The organism is Cellulosimicrobium funkei (assembly GCF_900155925.1).
GTDB classification, from domain to species: domain Bacteria; phylum Actinomycetota; class Actinomycetes; order Actinomycetales; family Cellulomonadaceae; genus Cellulosimicrobium; species Cellulosimicrobium funkei.
This window is the reverse complement of record NZ_FTMI01000001.1, coordinates 776,730-795,694: the sequence shown is the minus strand read 5'-3', so window position 1 is coordinate 795,694 and position 18,965 is coordinate 776,730. Positions and strand designations below refer to the sequence as shown.

The 18,965-nt window shown below is 74.2% G+C and carries 13 protein-coding genes and 2 pseudogenes; 9 read left to right on the top strand and 6 right to left on the bottom strand.

The genetic code is table 11. The features are described 5' to 3' along the window. Positions 1–18 precede the first annotated feature (18 nt). From BXA05_RS03465 to BXA05_RS03455, 3 genes and pseudogenes are all read left to right on the top strand, one after another. A pseudogene (locus BXA05_RS03465) lies at positions 19–492 on the top strand (MaoC family dehydratase); the annotation flags it as partial. A 191-nt stretch (positions 493–683) separates the two neighbouring features. Then, positions 684–1,586: an HpcH/HpaI aldolase/citrate lyase family protein gene (locus tag BXA05_RS03460; RefSeq protein WP_280174296.1), complete on the top strand. Its 903-nt coding sequence runs from the start codon at positions 684–686 to the stop codon at positions 1,584–1,586. Between the two features lie 115 nt (positions 1,587–1,701). Beyond that, positions 1,702–2,289, top strand: coding sequence for a hypothetical protein (locus BXA05_RS03455; RefSeq protein WP_051028391.1), 588 nt, complete (start codon positions 1,702–1,704; stop codon positions 2,287–2,289). Positions 2,290–2,341: 52 nt separating this feature from the next. Here the strand turns inward: BXA05_RS03455 and pntB are convergent, their stop codons facing one another. The 3 genes from pntB to BXA05_RS03440 all read right to left on the bottom strand — a co-directional run bounded on the left by pntB (position 2,342) and on the right by BXA05_RS03440 (position 8,316). Continuing rightward, positions 2,342–3,751 (bottom strand): Re/Si-specific NAD(P)(+) transhydrogenase subunit beta, encoded by a 1,410-nt coding sequence (gene pntB / locus BXA05_RS03450; RefSeq protein WP_076403913.1) that lies wholly within the window; start codon positions 3,749–3,751, stop codon positions 2,342–2,344. Continuing rightward, entirely contained in the window at positions 3,748–5,346 is a 1,599-nt protein-coding gene (locus BXA05_RS03445) for a Re/Si-specific NAD(P)(+) transhydrogenase subunit alpha (protein ID WP_076404102.1), read from the bottom strand. Before BXA05_RS03445 ends, pntB begins: the two co-directional genes overlap by 4 nt. A 171-nt stretch (positions 5,347–5,517) precedes the next feature. Next, positions 5,518–8,316 (bottom strand): flippase-like domain-containing protein, encoded by a 2,799-nt coding sequence (locus tag BXA05_RS03440; RefSeq protein WP_083711338.1) that lies wholly within the window; start codon positions 8,314–8,316, stop codon positions 5,518–5,520. 170 nt (positions 8,317–8,486) lie between these two features. Between BXA05_RS03440 and BXA05_RS03435 the strand changes: the two genes are divergently transcribed. The 6 genes and pseudogenes from BXA05_RS03435 (at position 8,487) to BXA05_RS03410 (ending at position 16,512) form a co-directional block, all read left to right on the top strand. Next, positions 8,487–9,389 carry an HdeD family acid-resistance protein gene (locus BXA05_RS03435; RefSeq protein ID WP_076403911.1) on the top strand — a complete coding sequence of 301 codons (903 nt, stop codon included), beginning with the start codon at positions 8,487–8,489 and terminating at the stop codon, positions 9,387–9,389. A 294-nt stretch (positions 9,390–9,683) separates the two neighbouring features. Continuing rightward, positions 9,684–11,330, top strand: a complete 1,647-nt coding sequence (locus BXA05_RS03430) for an ABC transporter substrate-binding protein (RefSeq protein ID WP_076403909.1) — start codon at positions 9,684–9,686, stop codon at positions 11,328–11,330. A 114-nt stretch (positions 11,331–11,444) separates the two neighbouring features. Beyond that, the gene (locus BXA05_RS03425; protein WP_083711336.1) at positions 11,445–12,566 is read left to right on the top strand and encodes an ABC transporter permease; all 1,122 of its coding nucleotides are present in this window, start codon (positions 11,445–11,447) and stop codon (positions 12,564–12,566) included. A gap of 145 nt (positions 12,567–12,711) precedes the next feature. Beyond that, positions 12,712–13,567: pseudogene (locus BXA05_RS03420) on the top strand (ABC transporter permease); the annotation flags it as partial. A gap of 262 nt (positions 13,568–13,829) precedes the next feature. Continuing rightward, a complete protein-coding gene (locus BXA05_RS03415; protein WP_076403907.1) occupies positions 13,830–15,560 on the top strand; it encodes a dipeptide ABC transporter ATP-binding protein in 1,731 nt (576 codons plus the stop codon). Between the two features lie 103 nt (positions 15,561–15,663). Beyond that, a complete protein-coding gene (locus tag BXA05_RS03410) occupies positions 15,664–16,512 on the top strand; it encodes a hypothetical protein (protein ID WP_076403905.1) in 849 nt (282 codons plus the stop codon). A gap of 26 nt (positions 16,513–16,538) precedes the next feature. On the opposite strand, the gene BXA05_RS03405 is transcribed toward BXA05_RS03410, so the two are convergent. The 3 genes from BXA05_RS03405 to BXA05_RS03395 form a co-directional block, all read right to left on the bottom strand. Further along, positions 16,539–17,408, bottom strand: coding sequence for a CPBP family intramembrane glutamic endopeptidase (locus tag BXA05_RS03405; protein ID WP_425291911.1), 870 nt, complete (start codon positions 17,406–17,408; stop codon positions 16,539–16,541). A 180-nt stretch (positions 17,409–17,588) separates the two neighbouring features. Further along, positions 17,589–17,999: a type II toxin-antitoxin system antitoxin gene (locus BXA05_RS19540; protein WP_143311020.1), complete on the bottom strand. Its 411-nt coding sequence runs from the start codon at positions 17,997–17,999 to the stop codon at positions 17,589–17,591. Then, positions 17,996–18,964: an SPFH domain-containing protein gene (locus BXA05_RS03395; protein ID WP_021482834.1), complete on the bottom strand. Its 969-nt coding sequence runs from the start codon at positions 18,962–18,964 to the stop codon at positions 17,996–17,998. The genes BXA05_RS19540 and BXA05_RS03395 overlap by 4 nt, the downstream gene beginning before the upstream one ends. Position 18,965 lies beyond the last annotated feature (1 nt).

The following is an 18,965-nucleotide window of genomic DNA, read 5'->3' as shown; positions in this document are numbered from 1 at the left end:
GACGAGGGGAGGAGCAGCATGCGCGAGGTGGTCCAGCGGGGCCTGTACTACGACGAGCTCGAGACGGGCGTGGTGTACCGCCACCGGCCCGGCCGCACGCTCACGGAGGCGGACGACGTCGTCTTCTCCACGCTCACGATGAACCACCAGGCGCTGCACCTCGACGCCGCGTGGGCCGCGACCCAGCCGTTCGGGCAGCGGCTCGTCAACTCGATGATGACGCTGTCCACGCTCGTCGGGCTGTCCGTCGGGCAGGTCACGCAGGGCACGATCGTCGCGAACCTCGGGTTCCGCGAGGTCGAGTTCCCCCAGCCGCTGTTCCACGGCGACACCCTCTACGCCGAGACGGAGGTCGTGGAGAAGCGGCTCTCCGCGTCGCGGCCGGGGCAGGGCGTCGTGACCCTCGAGCACCGCGGCTACAACCAGGACGGCGTGCTCGTCGCGCGCGCCGTCCGCACCGCGCTCTTCTGGACGCGCGCCGCCCACGAGGCGGCGTCCGCGCCGGTGCCCGACGACGCCCGGTCCCCCGGGGCGTCCACCGGACCCGGGGCTGTGGGCACGGTGGGTACCGATCCCGCTGAGACCCCCGGGCCCGGCACCGGGCGCGACGACGGCCCCGGGCCCGGCGAGCACGTGGCCGGGGTGCACGAGCCCGTCCTCGAGCGCGGCGACGAGGAGAGCGCGTGGTGAGCGACGGCGTCGGGCACCGGGCCGCCTCCCCGCCAGGGTTCGGGCTCGGGCCCGCGGTGCTGTTCTGCCCCGCCGACCGGCCCGACCGCTTCGCCAAGGCCGCGGACCGCGCGGACGCCGTGATCCTCGACCTCGAGGACGCCGTCGCCCCGCACGCCAAGGACGCCGCGCGGCGAGCCGTCGTCGAGGCGTCCGCGACGCTCGACCCGGCGCGCACCGTCGTGCGCGTGAACCCCGTCGGGACGCCCGAGCACGCGCTCGACGTGGCGGCGCTCGCGGACACGCGCCTGCGCACGGTCATGGTCGCCAAGGCCGGGCCGGAGCTGCTCGCGTCGCTCGGTGGGCTCGCGACGACGCTCCCCGGCGTGCGAGTGCTCGCGCTGTGCGAGACGGCCGCCGGTGTCGTGGCGGCGCCGGAGCTCGCCCGCAGGCCCGAGGTCGTCGCGCTGATGTGGGGCGCGGAGGACCTCGTCGCGTCCCTCGGGGGGACGTCGAGCCGCCGCCCCGACGGCACGTACCGCGACGTCGCGCGGCACGCCCGCGCCGCGGTGCTGCTCGCGGCCGGTGCGGCGGGGAAGGCCGCGGTCGACGCGGTGCACCTCGACGTGGGCGACCTCGACGGGCTGCGCGCCGAGGCCGAGGACGCCGCCGCGTCGGGGTTCGCCGCGACGGCGTGCATCCACCCGAGCCACGTCCCCGTGATCCGCGCCGCCTACGCACCGACCGCCGAGCAGGTGGCCGACGCCCGCGCGCTGCTCGACGCCGCGGCCGCGAACCCGGGCGGCACGGGCGCCGTCTTCACGTTCGCGGGCCGCATGGTCGACGAGCCGGTGCTCCGGCACGCGCGGGCGGTCCTCGACCGGGTGGTTCTCGACCGGGCGCCGTCGGACGGATGAGCGCGGGGATCTCGCGCTCGCGGGCCCGGCCGACCGCGCCTCGTCGCGGCTGACCGGACAAATACCCCGCTCCGCCCGTTCCGCTTGCGGGCTCGGGCATCGTATGGTCACTCGCGTGAACGTCTACGTCGTCCTGTCCCGCAGTCGTACGGTCCTGTCCCGGACGATCGCGCTGGCGACGCGCGACGAGTTCACGCACTCCTCCCTGGCGCTCGACCAGGGGCTCGACCTCATGTTCAGCTTCGGTCGACGCCGGGCGGGCAACCCGTTCGTCGGCTGCTTCCGGCGCGAGCGGTTCGACGACGGCCTGTACCGCGGCATGGACGTCGTGCCGGGGGTCGTGCTCGCGGTGCCCGTGACCCCCGAGCAGCACGAGGCGATCCGCGTCCGGATCACCGAGTTCCTGCTCGACTCGCACGCGTTCTCGTACAACGTGCGCGGCCTCGTCGGCGCGCGGTTCGGCCGCGGGCACGAGGCCGAGGACCGGTTCTTCTGCTCGGAGTTCGTCTACCACGTGCTGCACGGCGCGGGCGTGTGGGACCTCGGGGTCGAGCGGTGGCAGGTGCGGCCCCAGACGCTGCTCGACCTGCCGGGTCGCGTCGTCTTCCGCGGGGACCTCAAGGACTACGTCGCCGCGCACCGGACGCTCGAGACGCTGCCGTCGCTGACCTTCGCGCCCGCCCGGGAGCGCGTGCCCGGCTGATCGCCGACGCGCGCTCCGCGGGCCCCGCGCCGTCCCGGTCGCCCGCGGCCCCTCAGCCCGCGCGGAGCGCCGCCACGATGTCCTCGACCCGCTGCTTGGCGTCCCCGAAGAGCATCCCGGTGTTCTCGCGGAAGAACAGCGGGTTCTGCACCCCGGCGTAGCCGGCCGCCATCGACCGCTTGAAGACGACGACCTGCTTCGCCTCCCACACGTGCAGCACGGGCATCCCCGCGATGGGCGAGCCGGGGTCGTCGAGCGCGGCCGGGTTCACGGTGTCGTTCGCCCCGATGACGAGCACGACGTCCGTCCCCGCCAGGTCGTCGTTGATCTCGTCCATCTCGAGCACGATGTCGTACGGGACGCGCGCCTCCGCGAGCAGCACGTTCATGTGCCCGGGGAGCCGGCCCGCGACGGGGTGGACGGCGAAGCGGACCTGGGCGCCGCCGTCGCGCAGGAGCTGCACGAGGTCGGCGACGGGGTACTGCGCCTTGGCGACCGCCATGCCGTAGCCCGGGGTGATGACGACGCTCCGCGCGTCGCGCAGGAGGGCCGCGACGTCGTCGGCGCTCACCTCGCGGTGCTCGCCCTGCGGGCCCTCGCCGCCCGCGGGGGCCGCGCCCTCCTCGGCCCCGAAGCCGCCGAGGATGACGGACACGAACGACCGGTTCATGGCCCGGCACATGATGTAGCTGAGGATCGCACCGGAGGACCCGACGAGCGCGCCCGTGACGATGAGCAGGTCGTTCCCGAGCATGAAGCCCGCCGCGGCGGCGGCCCAGCCGGAGTACGAGTTGAGCATCGAGACGACGACGGGCATGTCACCGCCCCCGATCGACGCGACGAGGTGCCAGCCCAGCGCGAGCGACACGACGGTGAGCAGGAGCAGCGGCCACACGGACGGCGCGACGACGAACCACGCGACGAGCCCGAGGCTCGCCACGAGCGCCCCGAGGTTGAGCAGGTTCCGGCCGGGGAGCTGGAGCGGCGCCGACCGCGTGCGGCCGGACAGCTTGAGGAACGCGACGACGGAGCCGGTGAACGTCACGGCGCCCACGAGCACGCCGAGCGAGACCTCGACGAGGTGCGCGACGTCGTCGTGCCCCGCGGCCTGCGCGGTGAGGTACGAGTTGAAGCCGACGAGCACGGCCGCGGCCCCGACGAAGCTGTGCAGGATCGCGATGAGCTCGGGCATCTGCGTCATCTCGACGCGGCGGGCCCGCCACGTCCCGACGGCGGCGCCCACGAGGAGCACGACCGCGACGAGCAGCGCGGTGACGAGGACCGGGCGGGCGCTCGTGCCGAGCGCGAGGACGATCGTCGCGGCGAGCGCGAGGACCATGCCGACCATGCCGAGGACGTTGCCGCGGCGCGCGGACTCCTGCTTCGACAGGCCCGCGAGGCTCAGCACGAACAGGACGGCCGCGAGGACGTAGACGGCCTGGGCGACGGACGTGGCGGTCATCGGGCCACCCCCTGCGCACGGGCGGGGACGTCCTTGCGGAACATGCCGATCATGCGGTTCGCGACGAGGAAGCCACCGAACACGTTGATGCTCGCGAGCGTCGCCGCGACGAGCGCGAGCGTCGTGACGACCCAGTCGTCGGAGCCGAGCTGCAGGAGCGCGCCGACGAGGATGATGCCGGAGATCGCGTTCGTCTGGGCCATGAGCGGCGTGTGCAGGGAGTGCGTGACGTTCGAGATGACGTAGTACCCGACGATCACCGCGAGCGTGAACACCGTGACGTGCCCGACGAGCGACGGCGGCGCGAACGACAGCGCGAGCGTGACGAGCACCGCGGCGAGCGCGGCGCCGACGGTCCGACGGCGGCGGCGCAGGCTCGCGGCCGCGGCGGCCTCCGCGGCGGCGCGCTCGCGGTCCGCGGCCTCCTGGGCGGGGTCCGGCGGTGGTGGCGCGGCGGGGGACGGCGCGGCGCTCACCGCGACGGGCGGCGGCGGCCAGAGCACCTCGCCGGCGCGCGCGACGGTCATGCCGCGCTGGACCGGGTCGTCGAGGTCGAGCACGGGCACGCCGTCCTTGCCGGGCGTGAGCAGCTCGAGCAGGTGCACGACGTTCGTCCCCAGGAGCTGCGACGTGTGCTGCGGGAGCCGGCCCGCGAGGTCGGTCCAGCCGACGACCACGACGCCGTTCTCGGTGACGACGCGCTCGCCCGGCACGGTGAGCGCGCAGTTGCCGCCGCCCGAGGCCGCGAGGTCGACGACGACGCTCCCGGGCCGCATCCCGGCGACCGCCTCGGCCGTGAGGGTGCGCGGCGCCCGGCCGCGCACGAGCGCCGTCGTGACGACGACGTCCGCGTCGGCCGCCTCGCGCGCGTAGACGGCGAGGGCCGCCGCCTCCTGCTCGGGCGTGAGCGGCTTCGCGTAGCCGTCGGCCGACATGCCCTGCTGCGCCGCGGGCTCGCGCACGGCGGTGCCGCCCATGGACTCGATCTGCTCGGCCGCCTCCGACCGGACGTCGAACGCGCGGACCTGCGCGCCGAGGCTCGCGGCCGCGCCGACCGCAGCGAGGCCCGCGACGCCGCCGCCGATGACGAAGACCTTCGCGGGCGGCGTCTTGCCCGCGGCGGTGACCTGCCCCGCGAACATGCCGCCGTACTCGGCCGCGGCCTCGACGACGGCGCGGTAGCCCGCGACGTTCGACAGCGTGCTCAGGACGTCGAGGGCCTGGGCACGCGAGATGCGGGGCACGGCGTCGAGCGCGAGCGCGGTCACGCCGTGGTCGGCGAGGCGCCGCACGAGGTCGGGGTCGTTCGCGGGACCGAGCATCGCGACGAGGGTCGCGCCCGGGCGCAGGAGCGCCACCTGCGCGTCGGTGGGCGCGTTCACGGCGGTGACGACGTCGGCCCCCCACGCCGTCGCGGCGTCGACCACCGCGGCGCCCGCAGCCTCGTACGCGGCGTCGGAGAACGTGGCCCCCGCGCCCGCGTCGTGCTCGACGACCACCTCGTACCCGAGCGCCCGCAGGCGCTCGACCGTGCGCGGGGTGGTGGCGACCAGCCGCTCCCCGTCCCTCACCTCGCGGGGGACACCGATCCTCACGTGCGGGCTCCTCACCTCGTCGGGCGTCGTCGGCACGCGCGCGACCGGTGGGGACGGCGGGTGCGCGGCGAGCCTATCGGGGGCCGCCCGCGCCGTCCCGGGTCGAACGTCCCCGGGCCTGCGGCGTCCGCCCACGCGGTGCGCGGACCGCGACGGGGCCGGTCGTGCGGGCTAGAGGTCGCCCTTCTTCTGCAGGAAGCGCATGGCGAACCAGCCGATGGGGATGCGCGCCCAGTACGTCGCGACGCGGAACAGCATCGCGACCGACGTCGCGATGGCGGGCGGCACCTGGGCTGCGGTGAGGCCGGCGATGAGGGCGAGCTCGATCGCGCCGAGGCCGCCCGGCGTCGGGACGGCCGCGCCGGCCGCGTTGCCCACCAGGTAGATGACCGCGACGTCGACGAGGTCGAGCTCCTGCCCGAACGCCGCGAGCGCGGCGTCGAAGGCGAGCACGTAGCCGAGCGTCATGACGATGTTGCCCGCGAACCCGAGCGCGAGGCGGCCGGGCTGGCCCAGCATCTCCGAGAGCCGCGGCCAGACCTGCTGGACCGTCGGCCGGATCTTGGCGAGCGCCCAGGTCCGCACCGCCGGCACGAGCAGCGTCGCGAGCACGGCGAGCGCGACGCCGCCGATGGCGAGCAGCACCGTCGTCGAGGGGAGCTGGACGAGGCCGCCCTCGCCGGTGAAGACGGACAGGACCACGAGGATGAGGATCGTCACGACGAACTGCGACACCTGGACGAGCGCGACGGTGGCGACCGCCATGGGCGTCGAGATGCCGCGCTTCGTGAGCAGCCGCAGGTTGAGCGCCGCCGGGCCGATACCGGCGGGCGCGGCGAGCGCGATGTACGACCCGGCGGCCTGCGTGAGCGTGACGCGCCACATCGACAGTCGCTTCGGGGAGAACGCGGCGAGGGTGAGGGCCGCGCCGACCCACGTGAGGATGCCGAGCGCGAAGGACAGGACGGCGAACCAGGGGTTTGCCTCCGTGACGGCTGTGGCGATCTGGTCGAAGTTGAAGGACGTCACCAGCGCCGTGACGGCCGCGATGACGAGGACGAGCGTGAGGATGGTGCGGCCGCCGAAGCGGGTGATGCGCTGCGGCTCGACGTCGGCTTCCGGCAGCCGCTCCACGAGCGCCGCGCGCAGCTCCTTGAGCAGCTCCTTGTCCTGCCGGATCTCCTCGCGCGTGCTCGGCGGCAGGGCGACGGACTGGAGCAGCGGACCGATGGCGGCGATGTCGTCGTCGGGCAGCACGCTCACGGCGGACTCGACCGCGCGCTGCGCCCCGACGCGCAGCGCCAGCAGCGCGACCATCTGGGCGAGGTCCATGCGGCGCGCGAGCTCGGACGACGCGATGTCGCCCTGCTCCCACCCGGTGAGCCACACCTCGGGGGCGCCCGTCGCCGGCTCGTGCGAGACGAGCACGACGTCGGAGGTCAGGGCGCGGTGGGCGATCCCCGCGGAGTGGGCGAGGCGGAGCTGGCGCCACGCCTCGTTGAGCACCGAGCCGGTGAGGTCCTCGACGGGGAGGTCGCGCAGCGACACGGCGGCCGTCGCGTGCTCCTGGACCAGCACCATCGAGTCGGCGGACTCGGCGACGCCCAGGAGCCGCGGCGTGCGGACGCCGGCCGCCCGGGCCGCGTAGGACAGGAGGGCCGTGCGCTCCGCGGCGGCGCGCAGCGAGATCGCGGCGCGGCCCTCGCTGCCGCGCAGGCGCAGCGACCGCCAGAAGCGGGTGAGGAAGCCGACGACCTGGCGGTCGCCGTCGAGCACGACGACGTCGCGGCGCACGTCGTCCTCCGCGAGCATCGCGTAGACGCGGTTGTCGCCCGCGCGCGTCAGCGCGATCGCGGCCGGGTCGGACGGGGCGTCCTGGGGCTCGGGGGCGGCGTCCGTGCCCTGCGGTGCGGCGCCCTCGTCGGGGTGCGCGGCCCCGAGGTGGTGCGCCGCGAGGGCGGCGTCGGCGGTGAGCACGGTCCCGCCGTCGTCGTCCGCGCCGGGCGCGCGCAGCACACCGACGTGCACCTCGGCCGTGATGCGGCCCTCGGCGTCGACCTCCGTGATGGGGTCGTCCGCCGCCTCGGCGAGCTCGTCGTCGTCGGTGACGTCGCGCACGCGGACGAGCGCCACGGGAGAGAACCCCGCGCGCCGGACCCCGGCCACGAGGTCGGGCCCGTACGCGCGCTCGCTGCGCACGCCGGAGACATAACGCACGGCCAGCCCGGCGAGCCGTCCGAGCAGCAGCGTGATGAGGATGCCCGGCAGCGAGACCTGGCCGGTGATGAGCACGACGCCGATGCCGACGAACAGCAGGTTCCACGACCACTTGACGGTGCGCCGCCGGGTGCGGGTCCCTGCGGCGGTGAGCAGCCCGCCGATCGCCGCGACGTAGCCCGGGACGGTCAGGCGCCACGCGCCCTGGGAGTAGACGGAGAGGCCGCGCACCAGCTCGTCGGAGCCCCAGGCGCCCAGGGCCAGCACGACGAGCACCCCGAGCAGCAGGCCGAGACCCGCGGCGACGATCGACTCGACGACCTGGCGACCGAGCCGGCGCACGCCGAGCTCGGTGAGGACCGCGATCGGGACGAACAGGGTGATGAGGCCCTCGAGCACCGCGACCGGCACGAACAGGATCCGCGCGAGCAGGTCGGAGAAGTTGCGGACGTCCTCGGCCACGCCGGCCGTCGTGCCGTGCGCGTACACGGACATGAGGAGCACCACGGCGACGCCGATCGCGCACAGCACGAGGTTGACGAGGTCGATCGGGTGCCGGACCCGCTGCTCGGCGGTGTCGACGACGCGGACCGTGCCCTCGTCGTCGCCGTCGCGCGGGGCGAGCAGCGCCTCGAGCGCGCCGGTCTGGGGACGGGCGTCACGCCGGCCCGACGCGGTGAGCGACCCGACCTCGACGACCGCGCCCACGTGGGGCGTGTCGCCCGTCGTCGGCTCGGGCGCGGGGGAGGACATGCCTGCGAGTCTAGGTCCGGGGGTCCCGGCAGGCGCGGTATTTGGCCGATTCCTCCGGGCGATTCGCCCGGTTCGACCGGTTGTCCGATGCACGTGGGGGGTTGTTCGACGGGCGGGTGTGAGGAAGGCCTCCCTAGCATGGGGGTGCGAGCACCCCTGGGGAGGTCGGCATGGCACGTGGCACGACGACGCAGCGCGACGAGGCCGGAGGCGCCGCACCCGCGACGCCGGACGAGAGCGGGCAGGAGCGCAACCCCTTCCGACGGGTGTGGTGGCTCCCCGTCGTCCGGGGCACGCTCCTCGTCGTCCTGGGACTGCTCCTCATGATCGAGCCGCTCGAGCAGCTGGGGACCCTGCGGGTCGTGCTGGGGGCGTTCCTCGTGGCCGACGGCGTGCTGGTCGCCGTCCAGGGGTTCGTGCACCGCAAGCAGGTCGGGTCGGCGTGGTGGCTCGCGCAGGCCGGGGTCAACGTCGTGTTCGGCGTCGTGGTGGCGCTGTGGCCGGACCTCGGCGCGACGGCGCTGTACTACGTCCTCGCCGTCTGGGTGCTCGTCCTCGGCATCACGACGATCGCGGGGGCGGCGGCGCTCGTGCGCAACCGCGACCTCGGCTGGGCGTGGATGCTCGCCGTGGGGATCGTGTCGGTGCTCTTCGGGATCCTCCTCGTCACGCGCCCGCTCGACGCGTTCGACGTGCTGCGCCTCGTGACCGTGGTGTTCGCCCTGTACGCCTTCGTGTCGGGGGCGATCCACGTGGTGTCCGGCTTCGCGGTCCGGGCGGTCGCACGCGAGCTCGCCGACCTGCGCGCGCAGGCGGTCGCGGCCGGTGTCGTCGTGACGGGCGGGTCGGTGCTGGGCGCCGCCGCGGTGCACCCGGGCGTGGCTCCGCCGTCGGCCGTGAGCGGGGCGCCCGCCGGGACCCCGGTGGCTCCTGCGCCCGACGCGTCCCCGACGAGCGACCTCGCTCCGGCCGAGCCCGCCCCGGTGGAGCCCGCCCCGGGCGAGCCTGGCCCGGGCGACCCGGCGGCGGGTGGTCCCGGGGCGGCAGGACCGGAGGACCGCGCGGGCTCCTGATGCCCGGTCGGCCGTCGTCCGCCAGGGCCGGGCGCCCCGAAAGGGGCGGGACTTTACACCCACGACGCGACCGCTGTGAGTGTGTCTCACGTCACGACCGTTGCCCGGGGCGCAGGGTTACGACCGGGTAACAACGCTGGCGTTCTGTCCGGGTTTCTGTCGATCCTGACACCTGTGCGACACGGCACTGTGCTAGAAATCACGGCACTCCGCCGACAGGTCGGGGTCCTGGTGCGTGCAAGGTCGCGCCACCGGTGTCTCGCACCCCGAGAAACCCGAGAAAGAGGTAGACACATGACAGCGGTGTCCAGGAAGCGGCTCCTCGCCGCGGCCGCCGGCATCACGGCGGTGACGCTGACCCTGACCGCGTGCGGCGGGGGCTCGAGCGACGGCGAGGGCGACGGTGACGGCGGCGGTTCGGCGAGCGGCTCGCTCGTCATCGGCACCACCGACAAGGTCACGGTGCTCGACCCGGCCGGCTCGTACGACAACGGCTCGTTCGCCGTGATGAACCAGGTCTTCCCGTTCCTCATGAACACCCCGTACGGCAGCCCCGACGTCGAGCCCGACATCGCGGAGTCGGCCGAGTTCACCTCGCCGACCGAGTACACGGTCAAGCTCAAGCCGGGCCTGAAGTGGGCCAACGGCAACGACCTCACGTCGTCCGACGTGAAGTTCTCGTTCGACCGCCAGGTCGCGATCAACGACGAGAACGGGCCGGCGTCGCTGCTCTACAACCTCGACAGCGTCGAGACGCCCGACGACACGACCGTCGTCTTCCACCTGAAGAGCGAGAACGACCAGCTCTTCCCGCAGATCCTGTCCAGCCCGGCGGGCCCGATCGTCGACGAGGACGTCTTCGCGGCCGACGCGCTCACCTCGGACCAGGACATCGTCGACGGCAAGGCGTTCGCCGGCCAGTACACGATCACGGGCTACAAGTTCAACGAGCTCGTCTCCTACGAGGCGTACGACGGCTACGAGGGACTCCTCGGCCCGGCGAAGACCGACAAGGTCGCGGTGAAGTACTTCGCCGAGGCGTCGAACATGAAGCTCGAGATCCAGCAGGGCAAGATCGACGTCGCGTGGCGCAGCCTGTCCGCGACGGACATCGAGGACCTGCGCGGCAACGACGACGTCAAGGTCGTGGACGGCCCCGGCGGCGAGATCCGCTACATCACGTTCAACTTCGACACCCAGCCGTTCGGCGCGAAGACGCCGGAGGCCGACCCGGCCAAGGCGCTGGCCGTGCGCCAGGCCGCCGCGTCGCTCATCGACCGCGACGAGCTCTCGGACCAGGTCTACAAGGGCACCTACACCCCGCTGTACTCCTACGTGCCCGCGGGCCTGACCGGCGCCGCCGAGCCGCTCAAGGAGATGTACGGCGACGGCGCGGGCAAGCCCGACGCCGCGAAGGCGCAGCAGCTCCTGGCCGACGCGGGCGTCGAGACGCCCGTGACGCTCAACCTGCAGTACTCGAACGACCACTACGGCCCGTCGTCGGCCGACGAGTACGCGCTCATCAAGGACCAGCTCGAGAAGGACGGCCTCTTCACGGTCAACCTGCAGACCACCGAGTGGGTCACGTACGCCAAGGAGCGCACGTCCGACGTCTACCCGGCCTACCAGCTCGGCTGGTTCCCGGACTACTCCGACGCGGACAACTACCTCACGCCGTTCTTCCTCACGGAGAACTTCCTCGTGAACCACTACGCCAACCAGGAGGTCAACGACCTCATCCTCCAGCAGGCGGCGACGCCCGACGCCGACGAGCGCACCGCGCTCATCGAGGAGATCCAGAGCAAGGTCGCGGCGGACCTGTCCACGCTCCCGTACCTCCAGGGCGCGCAGGTCGCGGTCGTCGGGACGGACGTGGAGGGGGCCGAGGACACGCTGGACCCGTCCTTCAAGTTCCGCTACGCGGCGCTGTCCAAGGGCTGACCGGCAGCTGCCCCAGCCGCCCGGCCCTCCCCGCGCGACCCGCGGGGAGGGCCGGGCACCGCTCGTCCGGACCGGCGACGACGCCGACGCCCGGGCACCTGAGGAAGAGACGACATGACGACCACCACCACCGACGTGCCCGTCGGCGAGGACGCGCCCCACGGCCCCGGCCGCGCGGGGCGGGTGCGCACCCCGCGCACGACCCGCCGTCGCGGCGGCGGGCTCGGGAGCTACATCCTGGTCCGCGCGCTGCTCATCATCCCGACGGTCTTCATCCTCGTGACCACGGTCTTCGTGGTCATGCGGGCCACGGGCGACCCGATCACCGCCGCGCTCGGCGGACGGCTCACGCCGGACCAGCTCGCCGAGCGCATCCACGAGGCCGGGTACGACCGCCCGGTGGTCGTGCAGTACCTCGAGTACCTCGGCGGCATCGTGCGCGGCGACTTCGGCACGACGATCAGCGACAACCGCCCCGTCACCGAGGTGCTCGCGACGTACGGCACCGCGACGCTCGAGCTCGCGGTCTACGCCCTGCTCGTCGCGTTCGTCGTCGGCATCCCGCTGGGCATGCTCGCGGGCTACCTGCGCGACCGCGTGCCCGACGCGATCCTGCGCGTCTCCGCGATCCTCGCCTACGCGACCCCCGTCTTCTTTGCCGGCCTCATGCTCAAGCTCGTCTTCTCGGTGTGGCTCGGCTGGCTGCCCGTGTCCGGGCGCGCGTCCACCGACGCGGAGATCGAGCTGCAGTTCCTCGACGACCCTTCCGGCTTCTACCTGATCGACGCGATCCGGACGGGCGACCCGGCGATCGTCGGCGACGTGCTCCAGCACGCCGTGCTCCCGGCGCTCGCGCTCGGGCTGCTCACCGCGGGCGTGTTCCTGCGGCTCGTGCGCACCAACGTCATCGGGACGCTCTCGACCGACTACGTGGTCGCGGCGCGGTCGCGCGGCGTGCGCGAGTCCCGGCTCGTGCGCGCGCACGCGTGGCGCCCCGCGCTCATCCCCATCATCACCGTCATCGGGCTCCAGGTCGCGATGCTCCTCGCGGGCGCCGTGCTCACCGAGACGACGTTCGAGTGGAAGGGGCTCGGCTTCCAGCTCGCCGAGTACCTCCAGGCGCGCGACTTCGTCGCCGTCCAGGGGATCGTCGTGCTCATGGCCGTGATCGTCGCGGTCACGAACTTCCTCGTCGACATCATCGCGGCGCTCATCGACCCGAGGGTGAGGTACTGACATGGTCGCGGAGACCGTCGTCCCGGCCGGTCCGGGCACCGGGGGCCCCGTCCCCGTCGTCGTCCCCGAGCGCGGGCGCGTCGCGTGGTGGAAGCGCCTGCCCGTCGTCCACCAGCTCCGGCAGAGCGTCGGGCTGCAGCGCGGCATGCTCGTCACCGGCCTCGTCATCACGGGCCTCTTCCTGCTCACCGCCGCCCTCGCGCCCGTGCTCGCCCCCTACGGGTACAGCCAGCTCCGCACGGCGGACGGGCCGTTCGGCGCGCAGCAGCCGCCGTCGGCCGAGCACCTGCTCGGCACGACCGTCGGCGGCTACGACGTCCTGTCGCGCGTCATCTGGGGCGCGCAGACGGCGCTCCTCGTCATCGTCGTGGCGATCCTCGCCTCGATCGTCGTCGGGGTGCTGCTCGGGCTCGTCTCCGGGTACTTCGGCGGCTGGGCCGACCGTCTGCTCGTCGTGGTCTGCGACGCGATCTACGCGTTCCCGTCCCTGCTCCTCGCGATCCTCATGGCGATCGTCATCTCCGGCGGCCAGTCGAGCATGTGGGGCGGCATCCTCGCCGCGGCGTTCTCGATCACCGTGGTGTTCGTGCCGCAGTACTTCCGCGTCACGCGCGCGGAGGTCGTGCGGATCAAGGGCGAGGCGTTCGTCGACTCGGCGCGCGTGCTCGGCACGCCGCACCGGCGCATCATGGTGCGCCACGTCCTGCGGAACTCGACCCGCACGCTGCCGCTCATCGTCACGCTCAACGCGTCCGAGGCGATCCTCACGCTCGCCGGGCTCGGGTTCCTCGGGTTCGGCATCGAGCCGACGGCGGCCGCCGAGTGGGGCTACGACCTCAACAAGGCCGTGTCCGACGTGACGAGCGGCATCTGGTGGACCGCGCTCTTCCCGGGGCTCGCGATCGTGCTCGTGGTGCTCGGCATCACGCTTGTCGGCGAGAGCCTCAACGACCTCGCCGACCCGCGGCTGCGCTCCCGCCGCGCGTCCGCCGAGGTGTCGGGCGACGTCGCGGAGACGTCGGTCGTGCCGGGCGGGACGCTCACCGCCGGCCCCGGCGGCCTCGACGCGATCGAGGGCGCGGGCTCGCGCTCCGACGAGCTCGCGGCCACCCCCGGGCAGCGCGACCCCGACGCCGTCGGGCTCGACGGGCGGGCCGGCAGCACCCCGGACGACGACCCTCCGACAGGTCCGGCGACAGGCCCCGCGGCCGGTCCTGCGCCTGCTCCGGCGGACGCGCCCCACGACGAGACGGAGGACCGGCGATGAGCGCCGTGACCGAGACGACCCGCCGCGAGAGCGGTGACGCCGCACGCCCCGTCGTGACGATCCGCGACCTCGCGGTGTCGTTCGCGACCGACGCCGGGGCCGTGCGCGCCGTCGACGGCGTCGACCTGGAGGTCGCGCCCGGAGAGGTGCTGGCCGTCGTCGGCGAGTCCGGGTCCGGCAAGACGGTGACCGCGAAGACGATCCTCGGCCTGCTGCCGTCGACCGCGACGGCGCGCGGCGCCGTCGTGCTGACGAACAAGGCCGGGACGGCCGACCACGACGTCGTCACGCTCGGCGGGGAGCGGCTGCGTCAGGTCCGCGGGACCGACGTCGCGATGGTCTTCCAGGAGCCGTCCGCCGCGCTCAACCCGGTGTACACGGTGGGCTGGCAGATCGTCGAGGGCATCCGCGCGCACACGAAGGTGTCGCGGCGCGAGGCGCGCCGGCGCGCGGTCGACGTGCTGCGGCGCGTCGGCATCCCCGACCCGGAGACGCGCGTCGACCACTACCCGCACCAGTTCTCCGGCGGGCAGAAGCAGCGCATCGTCATCGCCATGGCCCTCGTGCTCGACCCGGGGCTCATCGTCGCGGACGAGCCCACGACCGCGCTCGACGTGACCGTCCAGGCCGAGATCCTCGACCTCCTGCGCCGGTGCCGCGACGAGTTCGGCACGGCCATCGTGCTCATCACGCACAACATGGGCGTCGTCGCGGACCTCGCCGACCGGGTCGCGGTCATGTACCAGGGGAAGGTCGTCGAGCAGGCGCCCGCGCGCGAGCTCTTCGCCGCCCCGCAGGCCGCGTACACGCGCGCGCTGCTCGACTCGGTGCCGCGCGTCGGCGAGGGGACCGCGCGGGCCGAGGCCCGCGCGTCGGCCCGCGACGCCGGGTGGGCGGACGCGGAGCCCGTGGTGGCGGCGCAGGGACTGACCGTCACCTACCCGGGCCGCCTGCGCCGTCCCGGCTTCACCGCGGTCGACGACGTCTCGCTCACCATCCGGCCCGGCGAGGTGCTCGGCCTCGTGGGCGAGTCCGGCTCCGGCAAGACGACGTTCGCGCGCGCCGTCGCCGGCCTCACCCGGGTGACGGGCGGGTCGCTGCGCGTGCTCGGCGTCGAGATGAACGGCGTGAGGGAACGCGAGCTGCGCCCCGTGCGGCCGCGCATCGGGTTCGTGTTCCAGGACCCCGCGACGAGCTTCAACCCGCTGCTCACGATCGCGGACTGCGTCGCGGAGCCGCTCGTCGTGCACGGGCGCGCGGAGTCGCCCCAGGCGGCGCGCGGGCGCGTCGACGAGCTCCTGGAGGCCGTGCAGCTCCCGCGGTCGTACGGCGACCGGTTCCCGCACGAGCTCTCCGGCGGGCAGCGCCAGCGCGCGTCGCTCGCCCGGGCCCTCGCGCTCGACCCGGAGCTGCTCGTGGCCGACGAGCCGACGTCGGCGCTCGACGTCTCCGTGCAGGCGCGCGTGCTGGAGCTGTTCGCCGAGCTCCAGCGCGAGCTGGGCTTCGCGAGCTTGTTCGTGTCGCACGACCTCGCCGTCGTGGACCTGCTGTCCGACCGCATCGCGGTGCTCTACCGCGGGCGGCTGGTCGAGGAGGGCACGGGCGCCGAGGTGCTGGGCAGCCCGCGCGAGGAGTACACGCAGCGTCTCCTCGCGTCCCTGCCCGTGCCCGACCCGGTGCTCCAGGCGGAGCGCCGCGAGCAGCTCCGAGCGCTGCGCGGCGCCTGACCCGATCCTGGCCCGGCCCGAGCTCCGCGCGTCGGGCCGGGCCGGCCCCGGGGGTGGCTGCCCCTAGCATGTGAGTCCCGTCCGTCGAGAACCAGGAGCACCGGTGGCCACTGCGTACGACATCCTGTTCGGCCTGACCCCGCAGGACGCGGTGGACGGGTCGCCGGTCGGGACGGCGGACCTGCTGCCGCCGCCCGTCGCTCCCTGGGGCGAGGTGGCCTGGGGGTGGATCGGCGACGGCGGCCCGGGGATCGAGCCACGGACGTGGCCGCGGAGCCCGAGCACCGGGCTGCCGATGCGGCACGCCGTCACGCTGCGGCTGCCGGCCGAGTACCAGCGTCGGGGCCCCGGGTTCCCCGGCGTCGCGTACTTCCTCGGCGAGGGCCAGTTCGCCACCGAGCACGACGCGAGCGACCCGGAGGACCCGTTCGTCGTGGACCTGCGGGCGGCCCGGGAGCACCCGCAGGCGCTCGTGCTCAGCGACATCATCGGCCAGAGCTTCGCCCTGGTCTGGCTGACCGAGCGGGAGCTCTCGGCCGGTCCCACCGCCGCCCCGCCCGACACCCGTCGGCCGGGCGAGCACGTCGCGACGGACGACGGGCAGAACGCGTGGGACCCGCCCCTCGGCACGCGTCGCGGGGAGGACATGACCGTCACGCGGTGGGCCTACCTGGTCCCCCGGGTCGACGACCCGAACGCGGGCCTCGCCCCGGGCCAGGAGGAGGACGGCTGGGTCTCGCCGTGGGACGAGGACTGGACCGGGCTCCCGGAGGAGGAGCGGACCTGGGCGGACGACCATCTCGGAGGGTCGTCGGAGGCGATGGTCGACTCGCTCCCGAGCGGCTTCACGCCCCACTACCTCGAACTGTCCACACCCACGTGGGGGGTCGACTACGGCAACCGCGAGACCCACCTGGTCGACCTCGAGACGGGCGCGTTCGGGATCGCCTGACCGCCCACGGCACGCGAGCGCGGCCGTCACGCGAGGCCGAGCGACTGCTTCCACTCCAGAGGCAGGAGCGCGTACCCGACGAACGCGACGACGTCGAGCAGGGTGTGCGCGATCACGAGCGGCATGACGCGGTGCCGGCCCCAGCGGGACGTGTAGAACCACGAGAACACGACGCCCATGACGACGTTCCCGAGGAACGGTCCGAAGCCCTGGTACAGGTGGTACGCCCCGCGCAGGAGCGAGCTCCACACCACGAACTTCACGCGCCCCCAGCCGAGGTCGCGCGTGCGCTCGAACAGGTAGCCGACCGCGATGACCTCCTCGAGCAGGCCGTTCTGCAGCGCGGCGAGGATCAGCACGGGCACCGTCCACCACGCGGCGTTGAGCGCCGACGCCTGCACCTCGACCGTGATGCCGAGGACGCGGCCGAGCGCGTAGAACCCCAGGCCGGGAATGCCGATGGCCGCGGCGAGCGCGAACCCCCAGCCGACGTCGCGCAGGGGCCGGGCGCCGTCGAGCCCGATGGCGCGGACGGCGGAGCGGCCGCGCGTGCTGAGCAGGTAGAGCGCGAGCGCGACGGGCAGCACGGCGAAGAAGATCCCGACGAGCTGGTAGGTGAGGTCGAGGTACGGGCGGGCCGACCGGCTCACGTTGAGGCTCGCGGACTGCTCGCCGAGCGGGGTCCCGGCGGTGAGCCGCGCGACGATGGTGATGATCGCGTAGACCGCCGACTTGCCGAGGCTGAGCCCGAGCACGATCCAGATCTCCGCGCCGATACGACGGCGCGTGGCGCGGTCCGGGCGCGCGGGAGCGCCGTCGGCGGTGCCGGGGACGACGGCGGCGGGGGCGGCCGTCGGGCCCGGCACGGGCGCGGCGGGGGAGCCGGGAGCGGTCAGGTCGGACACCGTCCGGTTATAGCACCGCTCACCGGAACCCACCTCGGTGCCCCCTGGACGAAACCTGTCCGCCGACCACGGGCGGAGCGCCCCGCGAGCACGCGATCCGCGACCGGATCGGGGCGAGAACGGTCGCGTACCCCGTGCTCGGCGGGTGGAGGGTGGAGGGTGGGGAGGGGGTCAGGGGCGGGGTGGGCGGCCCGGGCGGCGGGGCGGGCGGACGTCGCGGGGGAGGCGGCCGGCGTCGTCGAGCGCTCGGCGCAGGAGCATCTCGATCTGGGCGTTGACGCTGCGCAGGTCGTCGCCGGCCCAGCGGGCGAGGGCGTCGTGCACGGCGGGGTCGAGGCGCAGGAGGACCGACTTGCGCTGCGGCCGCTGCGCTCGGCCCGCGCCCGGGGTCGTCTCCGTGTCCGTGTCTGCGCCCGCGCCCGGGGCTGCGCCCGTGCCCGACGACGCCTGCTCGCCCGGCGAGGGTGCGTCGCCCTCCGGCGTGGCCGGCTCCCCCGCGGGCACGCCGCGGCCCGACGACGGCTGGTCGCCGTCGCCGGGCGCGTCGCGCTTCTCGGGCGGCGTGGGCCCGACGGGCGTCACTGGTACAGGGACCCCGTGTTGACGACGGGCGTCACGCGGCTGTCGCCGCAGAGCACCACGAGGAGGTTGGAGACCATCGTCGCGCGGCGCTCGTCGTCGAGCGTGACGATGTCCTCGGCCTCGAGGCGGGACAGGGCGTCCTCGACCATGGACACCGCGCCCTCGACGATGCGCGAGCGTGCCGCGATGATCGCCCCGGCCTGCTGGCGCTGGAGCATCGCCTGCGCGATCTCGGGCGCATAGGCGAGGTTGGAGATGCGGGCCTCGATGACCTCGACTCCCGCCACGACGACGCGCTCCGCGACCTCCGCCGCGATCTCGGCCGAGACGACCTCCGTCGCGCCGCGCAACGACTCCTCGCCGGCCTCGGCGTCGTCGTACGGGTGGGACATGGCGACGTGGCGCAGCGCGGACTCGGCCTGGACCACGACGAAGTCGTCGTAGTCCTCGACCGCGAACGACGCCTTGGCGGTGTCGGCGACCTGCCAGACGACGATCGCGGCGATGTTGATGGGGTTGCCGTCGGCGTCGTTGACCTTGAGCTCGCTCGTCTCGAAGTTCCGGACGCGCACGGACACGCGGCGGCGGGTGCTGAGCGGCACCGTCGCGACGAGCCCCGTGGTGCGGACGGTGCCGAGGTAGCGGCCGAAGAACTGGACGACGACCGTCTCGCCGGGGTTGATGACGGCGACGCCGGTCGGGACGAGCACGCCCGCGAGGAACGCCAGGACGCCGAGCGTGATGAGCACGGCGGGGTTGCCGGCCTCCGCCGCGGCGGCCACGACGAGCCCTGTGCCGCCGAGGAGCAGGACGATGCTCAGCGCGATGACGGCGGCCGCGCCGCCCGCTCCGAGGGACCAGGCGGGCCGCTCGGTGACGTCGACGCGCGTGCCGTCGTGACCGACGGGGCGGCCGGTCGGTTCGCCGCCGACGGACTCCTGCGGGGGTGCTGCGCTCTCGGTCACG